General features: G+C 68.0%; 13 protein-coding genes. 4 read left to right on the top strand and 9 right to left on the bottom strand.

From position 1 onward, the window contains the following. Nucleotides 1–46: 46 nt before the first annotated feature. Nucleotides 47–943 carry a LysR substrate-binding domain-containing protein gene (locus E9536_RS01965; RefSeq protein WP_021160899.1) on the bottom strand — a complete coding sequence of 299 codons (897 nt, stop codon included), beginning with the start codon at nt 941–943 and terminating at the stop codon, nt 47–49. A 177-nt stretch (nt 944–1,120) separates the two neighbouring features. Between E9536_RS01965 and E9536_RS01960 the strand changes: the two genes are divergently transcribed. The 3 genes from E9536_RS01960 to E9536_RS01950 are packed head-to-tail and all read left to right on the top strand — an operon-like array spanning nt 1,121 to nt 4,124. After that, nucleotides 1,121–2,287 carry a branched-chain amino acid ABC transporter substrate-binding protein gene (locus tag E9536_RS01960; RefSeq protein ID WP_060172555.1) on the top strand — a complete coding sequence of 389 codons (1,167 nt, stop codon included), beginning with the start codon at nt 1,121–1,123 and terminating at the stop codon, nt 2,285–2,287. A 54-nt stretch (nt 2,288–2,341) separates the two neighbouring features. Further along, nucleotides 2,342–2,866 (top strand): L-2-amino-thiazoline-4-carboxylic acid hydrolase, encoded by a 525-nt coding sequence (locus E9536_RS01955; RefSeq protein WP_021160901.1) that lies wholly within the window; start codon nt 2,342–2,344, stop codon nt 2,864–2,866. Further along, nucleotides 2,859–4,124 (top strand): Zn-dependent hydrolase, encoded by a 1,266-nt coding sequence (locus tag E9536_RS01950; RefSeq protein ID WP_124838299.1) that lies wholly within the window; start codon nt 2,859–2,861, stop codon nt 4,122–4,124. The genes E9536_RS01955 and E9536_RS01950 overlap by 8 nt, the downstream gene beginning before the upstream one ends. A gap of 87 nt (nt 4,125–4,211) precedes the next feature. Here the strand turns inward: E9536_RS01950 and E9536_RS01945 are convergent, their stop codons facing one another. Together E9536_RS01945 and E9536_RS01940 are read right to left on the bottom strand one after the other, a co-directional pair. Then, complete coding sequence (locus E9536_RS01945; RefSeq protein WP_136469182.1) at nt 4,212–4,694, bottom strand: GNAT family N-acetyltransferase; 483 nt, start codon at nt 4,692–4,694, stop codon at nt 4,212–4,214. A 29-nt stretch (nt 4,695–4,723) separates the two neighbouring features. Continuing rightward, a complete protein-coding gene (locus E9536_RS01940) occupies nt 4,724–5,560 on the bottom strand; it encodes a cytochrome c (protein WP_124838301.1) in 837 nt (278 codons plus the stop codon). 302 nt (nt 5,561–5,862) lie between these two features. Here E9536_RS01940 and E9536_RS41270 point away from each other — a divergent pair, with 302 nt between their 5' ends. Continuing rightward, a complete protein-coding gene (locus tag E9536_RS41270; RefSeq protein ID WP_168799485.1) occupies nt 5,863–6,018 on the top strand; it encodes a hypothetical protein in 156 nt (51 codons plus the stop codon). A 46-nt stretch (nt 6,019–6,064) separates the two neighbouring features. On the opposite strand, the gene E9536_RS01935 is transcribed toward E9536_RS41270, so the two are convergent. From E9536_RS01935 to pgaA, 6 genes are all read right to left on the bottom strand, one after another. Beyond that, nucleotides 6,065–7,330, bottom strand: coding sequence for a hypothetical protein (locus E9536_RS01935; protein WP_136469181.1), 1,266 nt, complete (start codon nt 7,328–7,330; stop codon nt 6,065–6,067). Beyond that, entirely contained in the window at nt 7,327–9,150 is a 1,824-nt protein-coding gene (glmS, locus tag E9536_RS01930) for a glutamine--fructose-6-phosphate transaminase (isomerizing) (protein ID WP_136469180.1), read from the bottom strand. The genes E9536_RS01935 and glmS overlap by 4 nt, the downstream gene beginning before the upstream one ends. Before the next feature lie 127 nt (nt 9,151–9,277). Then, nucleotides 9,278–9,766, bottom strand: a complete 489-nt coding sequence (locus E9536_RS01925) for a hypothetical protein (RefSeq protein ID WP_027791296.1) — start codon at nt 9,764–9,766, stop codon at nt 9,278–9,280. Beyond that, nucleotides 9,744–11,015: a poly-beta-1,6-N-acetyl-D-glucosamine synthase gene (pgaC, locus tag E9536_RS01920; RefSeq protein WP_060172567.1), complete on the bottom strand. Its 1,272-nt coding sequence runs from the start codon at nt 11,013–11,015 to the stop codon at nt 9,744–9,746. Before pgaC ends, E9536_RS01925 begins: the two co-directional genes overlap by 23 nt. Further along, nucleotides 11,012–13,102: a poly-beta-1,6-N-acetyl-D-glucosamine N-deacetylase PgaB gene (pgaB, locus tag E9536_RS01915; RefSeq protein WP_027791298.1), complete on the bottom strand. Its 2,091-nt coding sequence runs from the start codon at nt 13,100–13,102 to the stop codon at nt 11,012–11,014. Before pgaB ends, pgaC begins: the two co-directional genes overlap by 4 nt. Before the next feature lie 15 nt (nt 13,103–13,117). Then, nucleotides 13,118–15,496, bottom strand: coding sequence for a poly-beta-1,6 N-acetyl-D-glucosamine export porin PgaA (gene pgaA / locus E9536_RS01910; RefSeq protein ID WP_136469179.1), 2,379 nt, complete (start codon nt 15,494–15,496; stop codon nt 13,118–13,120). Nucleotides 15,497–15,535: the final 39 nt, after the last annotated feature.

Genomic DNA, 15,535 nt, shown 5'->3' with positions numbered 1-15,535 from the left:
TTCGGCCGCAAGACGGTAGCAAGCGAATCGGCGCAGCGTACCCCGCTCAAATCCCCGCCATCTTCCTCAACCACTCCGCCAGCCGCCGCGCCCCGTCCGGCATGTCCGCGTCCTCGCGCGTGCACAGGTAGTAATCGCGCCCGTCGTCGAGCGCGTGATCGAACAGTTTCACGAGCTCGCCATTCGCCAGTTCGCGTTCGACCAGCGGCGCGCGCAGCAATGCCGCGCCGAGATCCGCGCGCGCGGCGCTCAGCGTCAACTGGCCGTCCTCGAACATCGGGCCCACCGCATGCGACACATGCCGCACCCCGGCGCCCTGCAGCCAGTTGACCCACGTGCTGCGATCCTCGTCGTGCACGAGCGGGGCGCGCGCGAGATCGGCCGGCGTGCGGAACGGCCCGTGGCGCTTCAGGAACGACGGGCTGCACATCGGCACCATCGCGCCCGGCAGCAGGCGTTCGCAGCGATAGCCGGGCCAGTCGCCGGTGCCGAAGCGGATCGACAGGTCCGACGCATCGCTGCGGTAGTTGCGGTGATGCGCGTACAACACCGTGACGTCGACGTCCGTGTTGTCGGCCAGGAACGCATGCAGCCGCGGAATGAACCAGCCGATGCCGAGCAACGGAATCAGGCTGACGGTGATCTGCCGCAGCGACGAGCGGTCGCGCACGAAGCGCGTCGCGCTGCGCAGCACCGAGAACGCGGCGCTGATCGAGCGGTAGTAATCGCGGCCTTCGTCGGTGAGCGCGAGCAGCCGGCCCTCGCGCACCGTCAGCGGCGTCTGGATGAACGCCTCGAGCAGCTGCAGCTGATGGCTGACCGCCGACGGCGTGATGTCGAGCTCGCCCGCGGCGGCGGTCACCGACCCGAGGCGCGCGAAGGCTTCGAACGCACGCACCGCGCGCAGCGGTGGATCGTGCGGCAATTGTTCGATATTTTTCATGTGTCGAATTTTATCGAAAAATCAGGGTAAGCGACAACACAAAAATATCCTGCATTTACAGTGATATAGGTTAATGTGTCGCCAGCGGTATAAGCATCCAACAATTGGATATTTGGGGTTTGGGTGCTAAATATTTAATATTTTTCATGTTTTGATTCGATCCACCGATCCCCGCACATGAAAATCGCTTTCCTCCACGCCAGCCTCGCATTCTCGGCGGCCGCTCTGGTCGCCTCGGTTCCCGCCTTCGCGCAATCCGCGCCGCAGACGGTCCTGATCGGTCTCGCCGCGCCGCTCACCGGCCCGTCCGCGCGGATCGGCAAGGACCTGCAGAACGGCGCGCAACTCGCAATCGACGATGCGAACGCGAAGCATCCGACCATCGGCGGCAAGCCGGTCGTCTACAAGCTCGTCGCGGCCGACGATCAATCGGATCCGCGCACGGCCGTCGCGGTCGCGCAGCAGCTCGTCGACCAGCACGTGATCGGCGTCGTCGGCCACTGGAACACGGGCTGCAGCGTGCCGGCATCGCGCGTCTACCGCGATGCGGGCATCCCGCAGATCGCGCCGGCGTCCACCGGCCATCAATACACGCAGCAGGGTTATGCGACGGCGTTCCGCATCATGGGTCACGACGATGCGGGCGGCAACTTCACGGGTGCGTATGCGGTGAAGACGCTGAAGGCGAAGCGTATCGCGGTGATCGACGATCGCACTTCGTTCGGCGCGGGGCTCGCCGACCAGTTCATCAAGGGCGTGCAGGCGAACGGCGGGGCGATCGTCGATCGCCAGTACGTGAACGACAAAACGACCGATTTCAGCGGCGTGCTGACCGCGATCAAGGGCAAGCGCGCGGATCTCGTGTTCTTCGGCGGCCTCGATGCACAAGCCGCGCCGATCGCGCGCAGGATGCACCAGCTCGGCGTGAACGCGCCGCTGCTCGGCGCGGGCGGCTTCGTGAGCCAGACCTTCCTGTCGCTCGCGGGCAAGGACGGCGACGGCGTGACGGCGCTCGAACCGGGCCTGCCGCTCGACCGGATGCCGGGCGGCAAGGCATTCGACACGCAATACCAGGCGCGCTTCCGTGCGCCGATCGAACTGCATGCGCCGTTCGCGTACGACGCGGCGGCCACGCTGATCGCGGCCGCGCAGAAGGCCGGCACGACGCAGCCGGCGAAGCTGGTCGCGGCGGTGCGTGCGATCGACCGTCCCGGCGTGACGGGGCGGATCGCGTTCGACGGCGAGGGCAACCTGAAGGACCCGGCCTTCACGATCTACCAGGTGCGCGGCGGCAAGTGGACCGTCGTCGACGTGCTCGGCGGCTCGCGCACCGCGACCAAGTAAACAAGACGGCGCAACACAGCGCGACACATCGATAAAACGACCCGGACGATCCCCATGACCGAAGCGACCCAGACATCCGCCGCCGCACCCGAGGACACGCGCCTCGGGATCCTCGCGCGGCGCCGCATCGAAGCGGAAATCATCAAGCCGATCTACGAGATCATGAAGCGCGAGTTCGGCGCCGAGCGCGCACAGGCCGTGATCGCGGAAGCCGTGCGCGGCGCGGCCGTCGACGCCGGCCGCACGTTCGCCGCGCAGGAGCCGGGCGGCACGAGCGTGAAGTCGTTCATCGCGCTGCAGGTGCTGTGGGAGAAGGACGATGCGCTCGACGTCGAGGTGCGGCGCGCGGACGACGCGCACTACGACTACGACGTGCATCGCTGCAGCTACGCGGAGATGTATCACGCGATGGGGCTCGGCGAGATCGGGCATCTGCTGAGCTGCGCGCGCGACAGCCATTTCATCCAGGGTTATGCGCCGGACATCGCGCTCACGCGCACGAGCACGATCATGCAGGGCGGCAAGCGCTGCGATTTCCGTTACGCACTGCAATCCGCGCCGGAGAACGGCGATGCGTGACGATCATGGCAGCGTGGATAACGCGAGCGCGCCGCGCGTCGACGGCGACCGCCTGTGGGCGTCGCTCGAGCGGATGGCGCAGATCGGCGCGACGCCGAAGGGCGGCGTCTGCCGTCTTGCGCTGACCGACCTCGATCGCGAGTCGCGCGACCTGTTCGTGCAATGGGCGCAGGACGCCGGCTGCACGGTGCGCGTGGACCGGATGGGCAACGTGTTCGCACGCCGCCCGGGGCGCAATCCCGACGCCGCGCCGGTCATGACGGGCTCGCACGCCGATTCGCAGCCGACGGGCGGCCGCTACGACGGCATCTACGGCGTGCTCGGCGGGCTCGAGGTCGTGCGTGCGCTGAACGACGCGGGCGTCGAGACCGAGCGCCCGATCGACGTCGTGATCTGGACCAACGAGGAAGGCTCGCGTTTTGCACCGGCGATGGTGTCGGCCGGCGTGTTCTCGGGTGTCTATACGCTCGAATACGGGCTGTCGCGCACCGACGGCGCGGGCAGGACGATCGGCGAGGAACTGGCGCGGATCGGCTACGCGGGCACCGAGCCCGTCGGCGGCTATCCGGTGCACGCGGCGTATGAACTGCATATCGAGCAGGGCCCGATTCTCGAACGGGCCGGCAAGACGATCGGCGTCGTGACGGGCGGGCAGGGGCAGCGCTGGTACGAAGTGACGCTCACCGGCGTCGACGCGCACGCGGGCACGACGCCGATGGAGGTCCGCCGTGATGCGCTGGTCGGCGCCGCGCGGATGATCTCGTTCATCGAGGTGCTCGGCCGCCGTTACGCGCCGGACGCACGCGCGACGGTCGGGATGATCGAGGCGCGGCCGAACTCGCGCAACACGGTGCCGGGCGGCTGCTTCTTCACGGTCGAGTTTCGTCATCCGGACGATGCGGTGCTCGACGAACTGGACGCGGCGCTGCGTGCCGAACTTGCGCGTGTGGCCGATGAAACGGGCCTCGGTGCGCAGATCGAGCAGATTTTCACGTATGCGCCGATCCCGTTCGCGCCGCGCTGCATCGACGCGGTGCGTGACGCGGCACGGGCGCTCGGGCTGTCGCACATGGACATCGTGTCCGGCGCGGGTCATGACGCGTGTTATGTCGCGCGCGTTGCGCCGACCGGGATGATCTTCGTGCCGTGCGTCGACGGGCTGAGCCACAACGAGGCCGAAGCGATTACGCCCGAGTGGGCGGCGGCGGGGGCGGATGTGCTGTTGCGTGCGGTGTTGCGGAGCGCGCAAGAGGCCTGAGCCCGAGCGTGACGGCAGCGGCCCGGCGGCAGGGTGTGCGCCGGGCCGCGCTGGTTTCGGCCTGGCGCCGCGAACGCGAAATTCGCGTCAGGCCGCCGGCGAATGCCGATCGATGTATCGGCGCATCACGTAAAACGCAGTATCGGTGCGCCCCGGCATCGTGACCAAGGCACCATCGGCCGCAAACCCGAGCTTTTCATAGAACCGGTACGCCACTTCACGTGCCGTACACCACACGAGCGCGGCCCCGTGCGCTTGCGCATGCCGCACGCATACCTGCACCAGCACGCGCCCGAAGCCCATGCCGCGCACGGCAGGATGAACGGCCATTCCGCGAAGCCGCCACGCGGGCCGTGCCGGATCGTCATCGCGCGGCTCCTCGCAGAGCGAGGCGACCGCCACGATGTTCGACCGGTCGTCGCGCATGCCGACATGCAGCGTCGTCGCCGCATGGTCGCCAGCCAGTTCGCAGGCGTTCAGGTCGCCGTTCAGCAGGATCGCTGCCCGGAGCGGGTGCGTCTGCGCGGCGTCGATCGATGCGATGGTGAACAGCGTGTCGCCTGAAGTCATCAACGTTCCTCGTGCAATCGGGCCGCGCGTTATCGAGCGGCCTTGCGCCGCGCCATATACGCGAGATACGCAACGATCTGTTCGAGTTCCCGGTCGCTCAACTGGTCGGGCGGAAACGCAGGCATGACGCGGCCCGGCCAGTCGCGCACCGATGCCGGGTTGCGGATGTAGCGGCGCAGCGCGGCCGGCTGGAAGTAGTCGACCGGGTTCATCGGCGTGTTCAGGTCGGGGCCGGCATGGCTGCTGCCCGCGCCGTCGAGCCGGTGGCACGCGAGGCATTGCGTGACGAACAGGTGCTGCCCCGCGCGGGCCGGATTGTCGGCAGGCAACGCGGCATCCACGGCAAGCGACGGCCAGCGCGCGAGCGGCGACGATTCGATCGTGACGCGCACGATCTGGTACGGCCACTGCTCGCCGCGCACCGACGCGGCGTCCGGCCCGAGCCACACCAGATAAAACGGCCCCGCGCTGACCTGCTTGCCGGGCAGCTTCGGCCACGGATGGGCCGGGTCCTCGATCGCGAGCCACGGAACGGCGCCGGCCGGCGCACGGCGGCGCACGAGGTCCAGCGGCAGTTGCGCGGCGAAGCCGTCGGCGGCGCGCGTTTCGAGCACGCCGTCGGCGGGCAGCGGCGTGTCGCCGAGCAGCGCGGCGAACGGCACCGCGCGGAACGTCATCGGCCGGCCGTACGCGATGTCGCGCGGCACCCGGATGTCCGTCGCGTCGGGGCGTGCGAGCAGCGTCTGCCGGGTGAGGGTGCGGGCCGTGCCGTCGGTGTCGAGTTCGAGCGTGGACTGGGCCGACGCGCGTTGTCCGAGCAGGCAAACCGTCAGCAGCACGAGCGAAAACCACTGGCGCTTCAGCATTCGTTCTCCGGGAAGGGGCGTTCCGGCGGCGGCAGGAGGCGGGCGCCGCGGCCGATGGAAGGAATCGGGCGACAGTCTATCCGGTACGCGCGGCGCTGGCGACTGCGGCGCGGGACGGGTGACCGGTTCCGCGCGACGGTGTATCGTGCTTCGTCACGCACCGGGTGCGGCCAGCCGCAACCGACACCGGGCCGCGGGCGCGAGGATACCGTCGGCGCCGCGCGGCCCGGCGGCATTCGACGAGACCGGACAACACGCATGGACTCCCCGGCAGAGCGGGCGCTTGCCCATATCCGACGATCGTGGCCGCCGGCGCGATCGAACGCATCGCCGTCGACCGCATCGTGACGCCAGCCGTGCTCGGCCGCGCGTGCGACGGCACACTCGACTATCAGACGGCCAAATGGGTGTGGCATTGCATGGCGCGGTTCGGACTGGAGCGCGAAAACGCGGACTGACCGCACCCATCCGGCATGAGCCGCGCGATACCGGCGCGCCGTCGCTTCAATGACTCGAGCAAGGCGCTTCGCGTTTCGGCATCGGCGTGTCATGCGCCGGTTCGAAATCGGCTTCGCGCGTGCCCGACGGTGTCAGCGACACGAAATGCATCGCGCTGCCGCGCGCCGGGAAACCGGCGATGCCCGTCATGCCCCACGGAATCGGCGAACGCTGCACACCACCGACCGCGATCTCCGCCGGCCCGAGCGCCAGCGTCAGCAGCCGCCCGTCGCGGATCGGCACGTACGCATGCGTGCCGGACACCCCGATGCCGGATTCGCGCACCGACGCCGGCAGGCAGTCGAGCGTCGCCGTGCGGCGGCCGTCCGGCGCGATCAGCATCGCGACGCCGCGATCGTCCGCCGTCGTCGTGACGACGATGAAGCGGTCGATCTCCGGCACATACGCCGACGCGTAAACGTAGTACTGGATCGCGTCGTTCAGCGTCCCCAGCTTGTCGAGCTTCGCGGTGATCGGGTCGAACATCGCGTATTCGAGCGTCGCGCTCGTGCTGCCTTCGATGAACTTCTGCCACACGAGCAGCGCGGCATGCGGCGAGCCCGCGACCACGGGCCACCACTCGCGGCGGTGCGGCGCGACCGCGACGTGGTTCAGCACGCGCCCGGCCGCGTCGTAGGTCTTCACGTAAACGCCGTTGCCGCTGCCGAGGTTGTCGACGCCGCCGCCGTCGATCCAGTCGGCGGAATAGAACACGACGAAGCGGTCGGCAGCCGTGGCGACGTGCCCCGAGTGGCCGCCCGATTCGACGTCGTTCGGGTAGGGCTTGACCGGCTTCAGGTCGCGGCGGTACACGCCGTAGCGCTGGCTGACTTCCTGCGGCGCGTTCCAGCCGTCCTCGAACGTCACGAAGATGTCGCCGCGCGCGTTCTGCGCGATCGACACGGGTTCCTGCGCCTCGGGGCGGCTGATGAACGTATGGACGTGCAGCAGGTGCGCCGCGCCGGGCAGCCATTCGCCGACGTACACGTCATGCGGCCAGTTGCCGCTGCGCATCGCGCCGCGCGGCACGATGCCCGAGCTGCTGAAGAACACCCAGCGCTTGCCGTTGCCGGCGTCGGCCACGCCGATGCCGTGCATGAAGCTGCGCGGATCGGCGGCCGGGTGGGGGGACGGGGCGGCCGGCACGGTGACCGTATGCACGGCCGGCGTGGCGGCGAAGGCCGGCGGCGCCGTGACGATGCCGCATGCGCCGCACAGCGCGGCCGCGACGCACCGCGCGACCGCCTGCGTCGGGCGCGCTCGCCACCTCATTCGACGGTCACCGATTTCGCGAGGTTGCGCGGCTTGTCGACGTCGGCGCCGCGCGCGCAGCCGACGTGATACGCGAGCAGTTGCAGCGGGATCACGTTGACGATCGGCGACAGCAGGTCGCTCGATTCGCGCACGCGGATCAGGTGCGTGTCGCGGTCTGCGTCGATGTCGAGTGCGCTGCCCGCCAGCACGTAGAGCCGCCCGCCGCGCGCGCGCACCTCGGCCATGTTGGACTTCAGCTTCTGGAACAGGCGGTCGTCCGGCGCGATCGTGACGACCGGCATCGCGCTCGTGACGAGCGCGAGCGGGCCGTGCTTCAGTTCGCCGGCCGCATAACCTTCGGCGTGGATGTACGACACCTCCTTGAGCTTCAGTGCGCCTTCCAGCGCGATCGGAAAATGAATGCCGCGCCCGAGGAACAGCGCGTTTTCGGTACGCGCGAACTTCGCGGCCCAGCCCATGATCTGCGTTTCGAGCGCGAGCGCGTGGCCGATGCGTTCGGGCAGCGCACGCAACTGCTTCAGGTGCTGCGCGACCTGCGCCGCGTCGAGCCGGCCGCGCAGCTGCGCGAGCGTCAGCGTCAGCACGAACAGCGCGACGAGCTGCGTCGTGAACGCCTTCGTCGACGCGACGCCGAGCTCGATGCCGGCCCGTGTCAGGAACCGCAGCGGCGCGTTGCGTGCGATCGTGCTGGTCGCCACGTTGCAGATCGCCATCGACATTTCCTGGCCCATGTCGCGTGCCCGTTCGATCGCGCCGATCGTGTCGGCGGTTTCGCCCGATTGCGAGATGCCGACGACGAGCGTGCGCGGATCGGCCACCGTGTCGCGGTAGCGGAATTCGCTGGCGATCTCGACCTGGGCGGGCACGCCCGCGATCGACTCGAGCCAGTATTTCGCGGTCAGGCCCGCGTAGTAGCTGGTGCCGCAGCCGAGCAGCAGCACGCTCCTGACTCTCGACAGTCGCGCGCGCGCGGCGTCGGTCGCGTCGAACAGCGCCGGCGAGATCGTGTCGATGCCGTCGAGCGTGTTGTCGATCGCCTTCGGCTGCTCGAAGATCTCCTTCTGCATGAAGTGCTGGTACGGGCCGAGCGCGGCGTCGCCTTCGCGCGCCTTCACCTGGCACAGCGGGCGCTGGGCGTCGTGCCCGCCCGAGTCGACCACGGCGATGCGCTCCGGCGTGATCAGCGCGACGTCGCCGTCCTCCAGGTAAACGAAGCGGTCGGTCAGGTCGCCGAGCGCCGCGCAATCCGACGCGAGGTAGTTCTGTTCGGCACCGATGCCGATCACGAGCGGCGAGCCCGCGCGTGCGGCGACGAGGCGCTGCGGCTCGCGCGCGCACAGCACGGCGATCGCGTACGCGCCGTGCAGCCGCTTCACCGCGCGCACGACCGCGTCGAACAGGTCGTCGCGATAGAGGCTGTGGATCAGGTGCGCGATCACCTCGGTATCGGTCTGGCCGCGAAACGTGTAGCCGCGCTCGCGCAACTCCACGCGCAGCGCGTCGTGGTTCTCGATGATGCCGTTGTGCACGACCGCGATCGTGTCGCCGGACATGATCGGATGTGCGTTCATTTCCGACGGTGCGCCGTGTGTCGCCCAGCGCGTATGCGCGATGCAGGTCTGCGCCTCGAGGCCCAGCGTCAGCACGCGGGCCTGCAGGTCGGTCACGCGCCGCAGCGTGCGCTCGCTGCGCAGGCGGCCGTCGTCCTGCACGGCGATGCCGCACGAATCGTAGCCGCGATACTCGAGCCGGCTCAGCGCATTGACCAGTTGCGGCACCTGATTGTTCAGGCCGCTTGCTCCGACGATTCCGCACATGATTCACCTCGTCTGCAAAAACTGCAAAAGGTTGCCGGCCTGCCGGCACAGCGCGGCAGTGCGGCTTCAGGAGTGGCGCCGCGCGGCACCGATGCGGCCCCGTGCGCGGCGGCGCGGCTCCGCTGACCTACTCGCGGGGCGGCGGCCCCGCGTGGGCGACCCATTCGATGCCTGAAATCGAGCCGTTCGCGTCGTGCGACGCGACGAGAATGCGCGTCGTGCGGCGCGCGCCGCGCCGACGGGCGCTGGCCAGTACGGTCGGCGGCACCGAGCGCACCTTTGCGCTGGCCGAACGCCGCAGCATCTTCGACACGCGCAGCCGGAAGGCCAGCGGATGCACGACGCGCCCGGCGATCAGCCACATGACGATGGCGCCCGCGATGATCGCGATGCTGGTCGCGTAAAACACCATCTGTTCGATCGGCATCTCGGCCGGGTTGAACGGCAGCAGGTAGCGATACGTATAGATGCAGATCGACGCCCATACGGCGCCCACCAGCGCGGGCCGCACGAGACGGAACCAGACGACCTGCGCGAGCCCGGCGACGCGGCCGCGTTCGGTGATCATTTCGCGCGGCGTGCGCAGGGAGAGGTCAATAATCGGCGCGTTCTTCATGTTGAATGCCTCGGTCGGGGCTGACCCACACGGCCCGCTTGCCGCGGCCCCGCAGCACGACGGCCGGCAGGGCGACGACGGTGGTGATCATGCTGATCAGCCAGAAAGCAACGGGGTACCAGATGGTGTCCAGGAAGTACATCAGGAGTTTTTCGTCATACTGACGATCGATCATGCTGCCGATGATCAGTTGCAGGATGCAGGTCGCAACCAGCAACATCCCGTGCCAGTGCGGCACGACCGATACGTGCCAGCTCAGCGGCAGCGGATAGACGACGTCCACCAGCGCGAGCAGCAGGATGAACGACATCGAATAGGCCCACGCGATCCCGATCAGGTACTCGGCGAACAGCGGCCACATCATCATCTGCGTCGGCCGCGCGAGCGTGCCCGCATATTTCAGCAGCACCTGGATGCCGCCTTTCGACCAGCGCAGCCGCTGCCGGTAGAGCCCCATCAGCGTCTCGGGCATCAGGATCCAGCTGAGCGCGTGCGGTTCGTATACGACGCGCCAGTCGCGGCATTGCAGCTTCCAGCTGATGTCGATGTCCTCGGTCAGCATGTCCGCGCTCCAGTAGCCGACGTCGGCGAGCGCGGTCTTGCGGAACATCGTGACGACGCCGGACACCGTGAAGATGCGGCCGTACACCTGCTGCGTGCGCTTGATCAGCCCGACGATCGACGAGAATTCGCCGACCTGCATGCGGCCGAGCAGCGAGGTGCGCGTGCGGATGCGCGGGTTGCCGGTCACGGCGCCGACGCCCGGGTCGGTCAGGAAGTGCTCGAGCATCCAGCCGATCGCATCGTGCGCGAGCAGCGAATCGCCGTCGATGCACAGCAGGTATTCCGCGTTCGACATCGCGGCCGCGGTCGTGAGCCCGACCGCCTTGCCTTCGTTGCGCGCGTGATGGATCACGAGCAGCCGCGGGATCTCGACGGCCAGCTCGTTGAGGATCTCGCCGGTGCGATCCTGGCTGCCGTCGTTGACCGCGATGATGTCGTAGTTCGGGTAGTCCATCGCGTTCAGGTGCCGGATCACGCTCTGCGCGTTCGCCGCCTCGTTGAAGCACGGCACGACGATCGAGATCTTCGGGATCCCGCTCGCCGCGATCGTGCGCGTCGACAGCACGCGCCCTTCCTCGAGGAGGAAGTAATGGACGACACCGCCGATCATCCACAGGTACGACATGAAGAACGGGTAGTAGAAGACGAAATCCTGCAGGCGCTGGATGATGCTGTGGCTGGTCATGGCGTCTTCGTCCCCTGTGTTTTCTGCATCTGCATCAGCGCGTTGATGGAGGTCGGATCGAGGCGCGACTTCAGCGACATCACGTCGCGCATCGTGTCGAGGTCCGGCTGGTTGTTCAGGAAGTTGTCCGGGTAGTAGCCGAAGTTCACCGCGCCCTTGCTGCGCAGGCGCCGCATCTGCGCGAGCAGCGCGGTGCCGCCGATGTCCTTGCGCGCGTGCCAGTCGTACGACTGCAGTTCGAACACGGTGCGCCTGGTGCCGAGCTGTTTCGCGCGGACGGCGTCGACGAGCTGGTCCATCCAGCGCTCGGGGTCCTGCGCCTGTTCCATGTACGGCATCGCCATCAGCGCGACGAAGTCGTAGGTGGCGAGGAAATCGTCGTAGTTTTGCGCGAACCACGCTTCCGATTCCGGCTTCAGCACCGGCAGCGCGAAGATGTTGCGCGCCGTCAGCACGTCGCCGGCGTTCTGGTTCGCGAGCACGATCTGTTCCAGCTGGCGCGTCAGGTCGATCAGGTAGCGGCTTTTCTGCCGCGTCCAGCGCTTCATCAGGTCGGGTGTCGCGCGGATCTTGCCGATGTCGGCCGGCAGGCCCCATTGCGCGTACGTGCTCAGCGCGTGCCGGCCGGCGTCTTCGTAATCGTCGAGCACCGCGTCGTCGCTGAACAGGATGCCGCTGAACGACGCGTACTTGCCGAGATCCTCGTAGATCTGCTCGATGAACAGCCGCGCTTCGGGGTCGAACGGGCTCAGGCGGTACACGCGCGAACCGTTCTCGCGCGCCGGCGCGCCGCCGTATGCGCTGACGGCTTCCAGGCCGCGATGCTTGTCCGCCCGCGGCCGGAACGCGAGCACCGGCATCCACGCATACACCTGCACGTTCGAGCGCGTGCTGAGCTGCCAGGCGGCGCGCGAGAACAGGTCGCCGCGCATCGGCAGGTGCCGGTTCGGAAAATACAGCGATTCCGCGACACCCGTGCCCTTCGGGTCGGCGTACGCCTGCAGGTACACCGATTTCGGCTGCATCCGGTAGATGCGCTCGATCAGCTTGCCGAGATTCGCTTCCTGGCGCGCCGGATCGGGATCGTAGACCTGGTCGAGATCGACCTGCACGACGCGCTCGGGAATGTCGACGTCGCCGCGGTTGGAGGCCGGCTCGCGCATCGACCGCTCGAACCCGCCGATGTCGACGTCGTACATCATCAGGATCCGCCGCAACCGGTCGAGCGGCACGTCCGGCGTATTCGGGCCGGCATCGAGGCTGAACTGGATGTCCATGCCGAGCGACGTCGAGATCTTGCGCACGGGCTGGTTTTCCGCGCCGTACGGCCAGACCATCGAGCGTGCGACGATGCCGGTGCGTTCGCGGATCTGCCGCACGCATGTCTGCAGGTCGTCGTGCACGCGCGCTTCGAATTCGGCGTCGGTTTCATAGCGTTTCTGGTCCTGCAGGTAGAGGTGCGACGTGGTCGCCGGCAGTTCGTTGCCTTGCGGATTCGCGACCGCGCCGTGATGAAGGTTGTGCGTGTGGCACCCGAGCTCGACGAATTCCGACTGGCCGACCTTCTTCACCTGGTCCCACGTCATGAAGTAGTCGCGCGGCATCTGGACCTTGTCGCTGATCTTGATCGGCGTATCCAGCGGCGCGTCGATCCAGGCGGTGACGATGCCCATCACGGCCGGATACTTGAAGCGCTCGAGCAGCGGCAGGACTTTCGTGTAGTGGCTGCTGTAGCCGTCGTCGAACGTGAGCAGCACCGCGCGCGGCGGCAGCGGCTTGCCGCCGTGTCGTGACGCTTCGATCTGCCTGACCGTCACGGTGTGGTAGTTGTTGGTCTGCAGCCACGAGAAGATGGCCGTCAGCGTGCCGGTATCGACCGCGTACGGATCGACCATCGTCGACGACGAGAACGTCGCGAGCAGGTTGTCGCGCACGTCATGCATGCAGATCACGCGGAACGTCTTGCCGTCGACCGGATCGGACGGCGGCAGCAGGTCGATCATCCTGGCGTTCGACACGCCGGGGAACAACGAACAGGCCGCAAACGTACCGAGGCATCCGCACATGAAGGTCCGTCTGGATTGCATTGTCCGATCTCCTTGCTAGAACGGCAGGTTGACCGACAGGAAGCCGGTTTCGGAGCGCTCGCGCTGGCCGTCGTACGCATGACTGCTGATTTCGACGCCGTAGGTCAGCGTGATGTCGTGCTTGAACGTCCACGCGTGCTCGAGGCGCGCGGTCCACAGCGGGCTCGTGCCGAAGCCGCGCTCGTTGTAAACACCGCCTGACGCCGACAGGCGCTGCTGCAGCGACATGTCGCCCTTCTTCCACAGCGTCAGCTGGTGCATGACGGTCGCCGCGGCCGCATAGTCGCGGCCCGGGTTGAAGTAGGGGGCGTCCTGCCGCGTGTTGCTGTCGGTGCCGAGGTCCAGCGATACGTTGACGAGCTGGGTGGCGGACGTGTACACGCGCTGCGTGGCGGTCGCGGAAATCTCCTGGTGCAGGTTCGAATCGCTGTAGCGGCTCACGCCGTAGTTCAGCTTGACTTCGCGGCGGTCGCTCTGGCGATACACGACCGAGACGTTCGCGGAGCGGCCCCAGATGTGCGCGGCATACGCCTTCCACGGCAGCGAGTTGTCGTTGGTGTCGAGCCCGGCCCCCACCGTCCAGTAGTCGTTCAGCGCGTACGCGATCGACCCGCGGCCGCCGGTTCGGCCGTCCGCGCCGAACGAGCGCGTGACTTCGCCCAGCACGGTGAGCGGCCCGTGCCGGTAGTCGCCGCCGACGCCCGTGCGCGTGCGGCTGATGTTGCCGCCGTCGGTTTGGGCATGGCCGAAGAACGTATGCGAGAAGACCCGCCAGTTGTCGCCGAACGGTTGCGAATACACATAGCTGTCCGACGTGAAGCTGTTGTCGGCCAGTGCGCTGTTGCCGTGCTCGAAGCTCAGGTCGGTCGTGAACACGGGGCTGCGATACGCCTTGTAGTCGCGCTTGAACCCGCGCACGGCGCCGCTGTCCGGGAACGTGTTGCCCAGGGTCTGGTCGACGTTCCTCGCGCTCGCATAATCGTCTGCCGTCAGCGATGCGCGGCCGAGCCCCGCGAGCATCTCGACGCTGTCCGGGTGGTCGGTCAGCGACGCGCGATACATCGCGATCGCCTGGCGCGGGTGCGACTGGCCCGAGACGGCGTCGGCATGCGCGGCGCGGACTTCCGCGTTGAACGGCACTTCCTTCTCGAGTTTTTCCAGCGAGGCGATCCCTTCGTCCACCCGGCCCGTGTAGATCAGGTATTGCGCGCGCAGCCGGTAGTAGCGCAGGTAGTCGTCGTTTTCCGGCCCCCAGGTGCGCACGTCCTTGGCCGGCGGCAGCGATTTGCCCATGTCCTCGAGCGCCAGGTTCGCATCGGCCGCGCGTCCCTGGTCGACGTACGACCAGAACAGCCCCTCGCGCAATTCGATCGGGCGCGTGCGTGCGCCGTACTGGAAGCCGCGCGTCGCGATGTCGGCCTGCGGCGCGGTCGCCTGCTTCAGCGCGCGCTGGTACACCGCGTTGGCCTTGCCCGGTTCGCTCAGGTACAGGTACGCGTCGCCGACGGCCGCCAGTGCGTCGATCGAGATCTCCGCGTCCGGCGGGATCGTCTCGAACGTCGCGACGGCCTGCTTCATCTCGCCGCGTGCCGCCAGCGCTACCGTCCGGTCGCCGGCGAGCGCCGTCCTGACCGGCGAATACTCGGGCGTGGACGGCATCCGCTTGTCGAGGTCGTTCGCGGCGGCGAGCGCGTTGTCGATCCCGTCGAAGCGGTCGGGGCTCGTCATCGAGCGCGACTTGTCGCGTCCGCCGCGCACCTGCTGGCGGATCGACAGTTCCTCGAGCCGCGCGAGATCGACCGCGGAGAACACGTCGGGGCGCGCTTTCGCTTCCTCCAGCGCCTTGACCGCGCCGCCGCTCGATGCGAGACCGAACACGTCGTTGCGGACCGTGGCCGGATCGGCGGTGCGGAGGTCGGGTATCTGCGCGTTCGGCGCCTGGGCTTCGGGTACCTGGGAGGCTGGCGGCTGCGCGCCGGGGGCCTGCGCGTTCGGCGCCGGCATGCCCGGTGTCGACGGGCTCGACGTCGGCGCTCCCGGTGTTTGCGGACCGGGGGGCTGACCGGTCGGCGAAGCGGGCTGAGAAGTGGGCTGCGAACCGGCAGGAGTCGCCGTGTCGGACATCTGCGCACTCGATGCCTGCGCGATCAGCGTCCGCGCATTCGGCGGTTGCACATCCGGCGCGGGCGAACCCTGTGCCGACACGTCGGGCGGCCTTCGGTCCGGTGCGCCGGCGGACCCGGCGATTTCACTGATGCGGCCCGACTCCGTATCGCCTTCGGCGGAGAAGCAGGGGCCGGACGCGACGAGCAGCAATACCAGTGGCGCATGCAGGAGGATCCGCCGGTTGGACGGAGCGACGGCCGTGCAGGATTGTTGATGATTGTTGGCCACGAGGTGTCCTCCTTTCGAAACGATCACATCGGTGACACG

The organism is Burkholderia sp. LS-044, from assembly GCF_004803625.1.
Classification (GTDB): domain Bacteria; phylum Pseudomonadota; class Gammaproteobacteria; order Burkholderiales; family Burkholderiaceae; genus Burkholderia; species Burkholderia cepacia.
This window is presented reverse-complemented; position numbering and strand designations above follow the sequence as displayed.

Excerpts from the sequence above, each read along its gene's own strand:
- pgaC (WP_060172567.1), bottom strand. The coding sequence starts at position 11,015 with ATGACCAGCCACAGCATCATCCAGCGCCTGCAGGATTTCGTCTTCTAC.
- E9536_RS01960 (WP_060172555.1), top strand. The coding sequence starts at position 1,121 with ATGAAAATCGCTTTCCTCCACGCCAGCCTCGCATTCTCGGCGGCCGCT.
- E9536_RS01945 (WP_136469182.1), bottom strand. The coding sequence starts at position 4,694 with ATGACTTCAGGCGACACGCTGTTCACCATCGCATCGATCGACGCCGCG.
- E9536_RS01950 (WP_124838299.1), top strand. The coding sequence starts at position 2,859 with ATGCGTGACGATCATGGCAGCGTGGATAACGCGAGCGCGCCGCGCGTC.
- E9536_RS01940 (WP_124838301.1), bottom strand. The coding sequence starts at position 5,560 with ATGCTGAAGCGCCAGTGGTTTTCGCTCGTGCTGCTGACGGTTTGCCTG.
- pgaB (WP_027791298.1), bottom strand. The coding sequence starts at position 13,102 with ATGCAATCCAGACGGACCTTCATGTGCGGATGCCTCGGTACGTTTGCG.
- E9536_RS01955 (WP_021160901.1), top strand. The coding sequence starts at position 2,342 with ATGACCGAAGCGACCCAGACATCCGCCGCCGCACCCGAGGACACGCGC.
- E9536_RS01935 (WP_136469181.1), bottom strand. The coding sequence starts at position 7,330 with ATGAGGTGGCGAGCGCGCCCGACGCAGGCGGTCGCGCGGTGCGTCGCG.
- glmS (WP_136469180.1), bottom strand. The coding sequence starts at position 9,150 with ATGTGCGGAATCGTCGGAGCAAGCGGCCTGAACAATCAGGTGCCGCAA.
- E9536_RS01925 (WP_027791296.1), bottom strand. The coding sequence starts at position 9,766 with ATGAAGAACGCGCCGATTATTGACCTCTCCCTGCGCACGCCGCGCGAA.
- E9536_RS01965 (WP_021160899.1), bottom strand. The coding sequence starts at position 943 with ATGAAAAATATCGAACAATTGCCGCACGATCCACCGCTGCGCGCGGTG.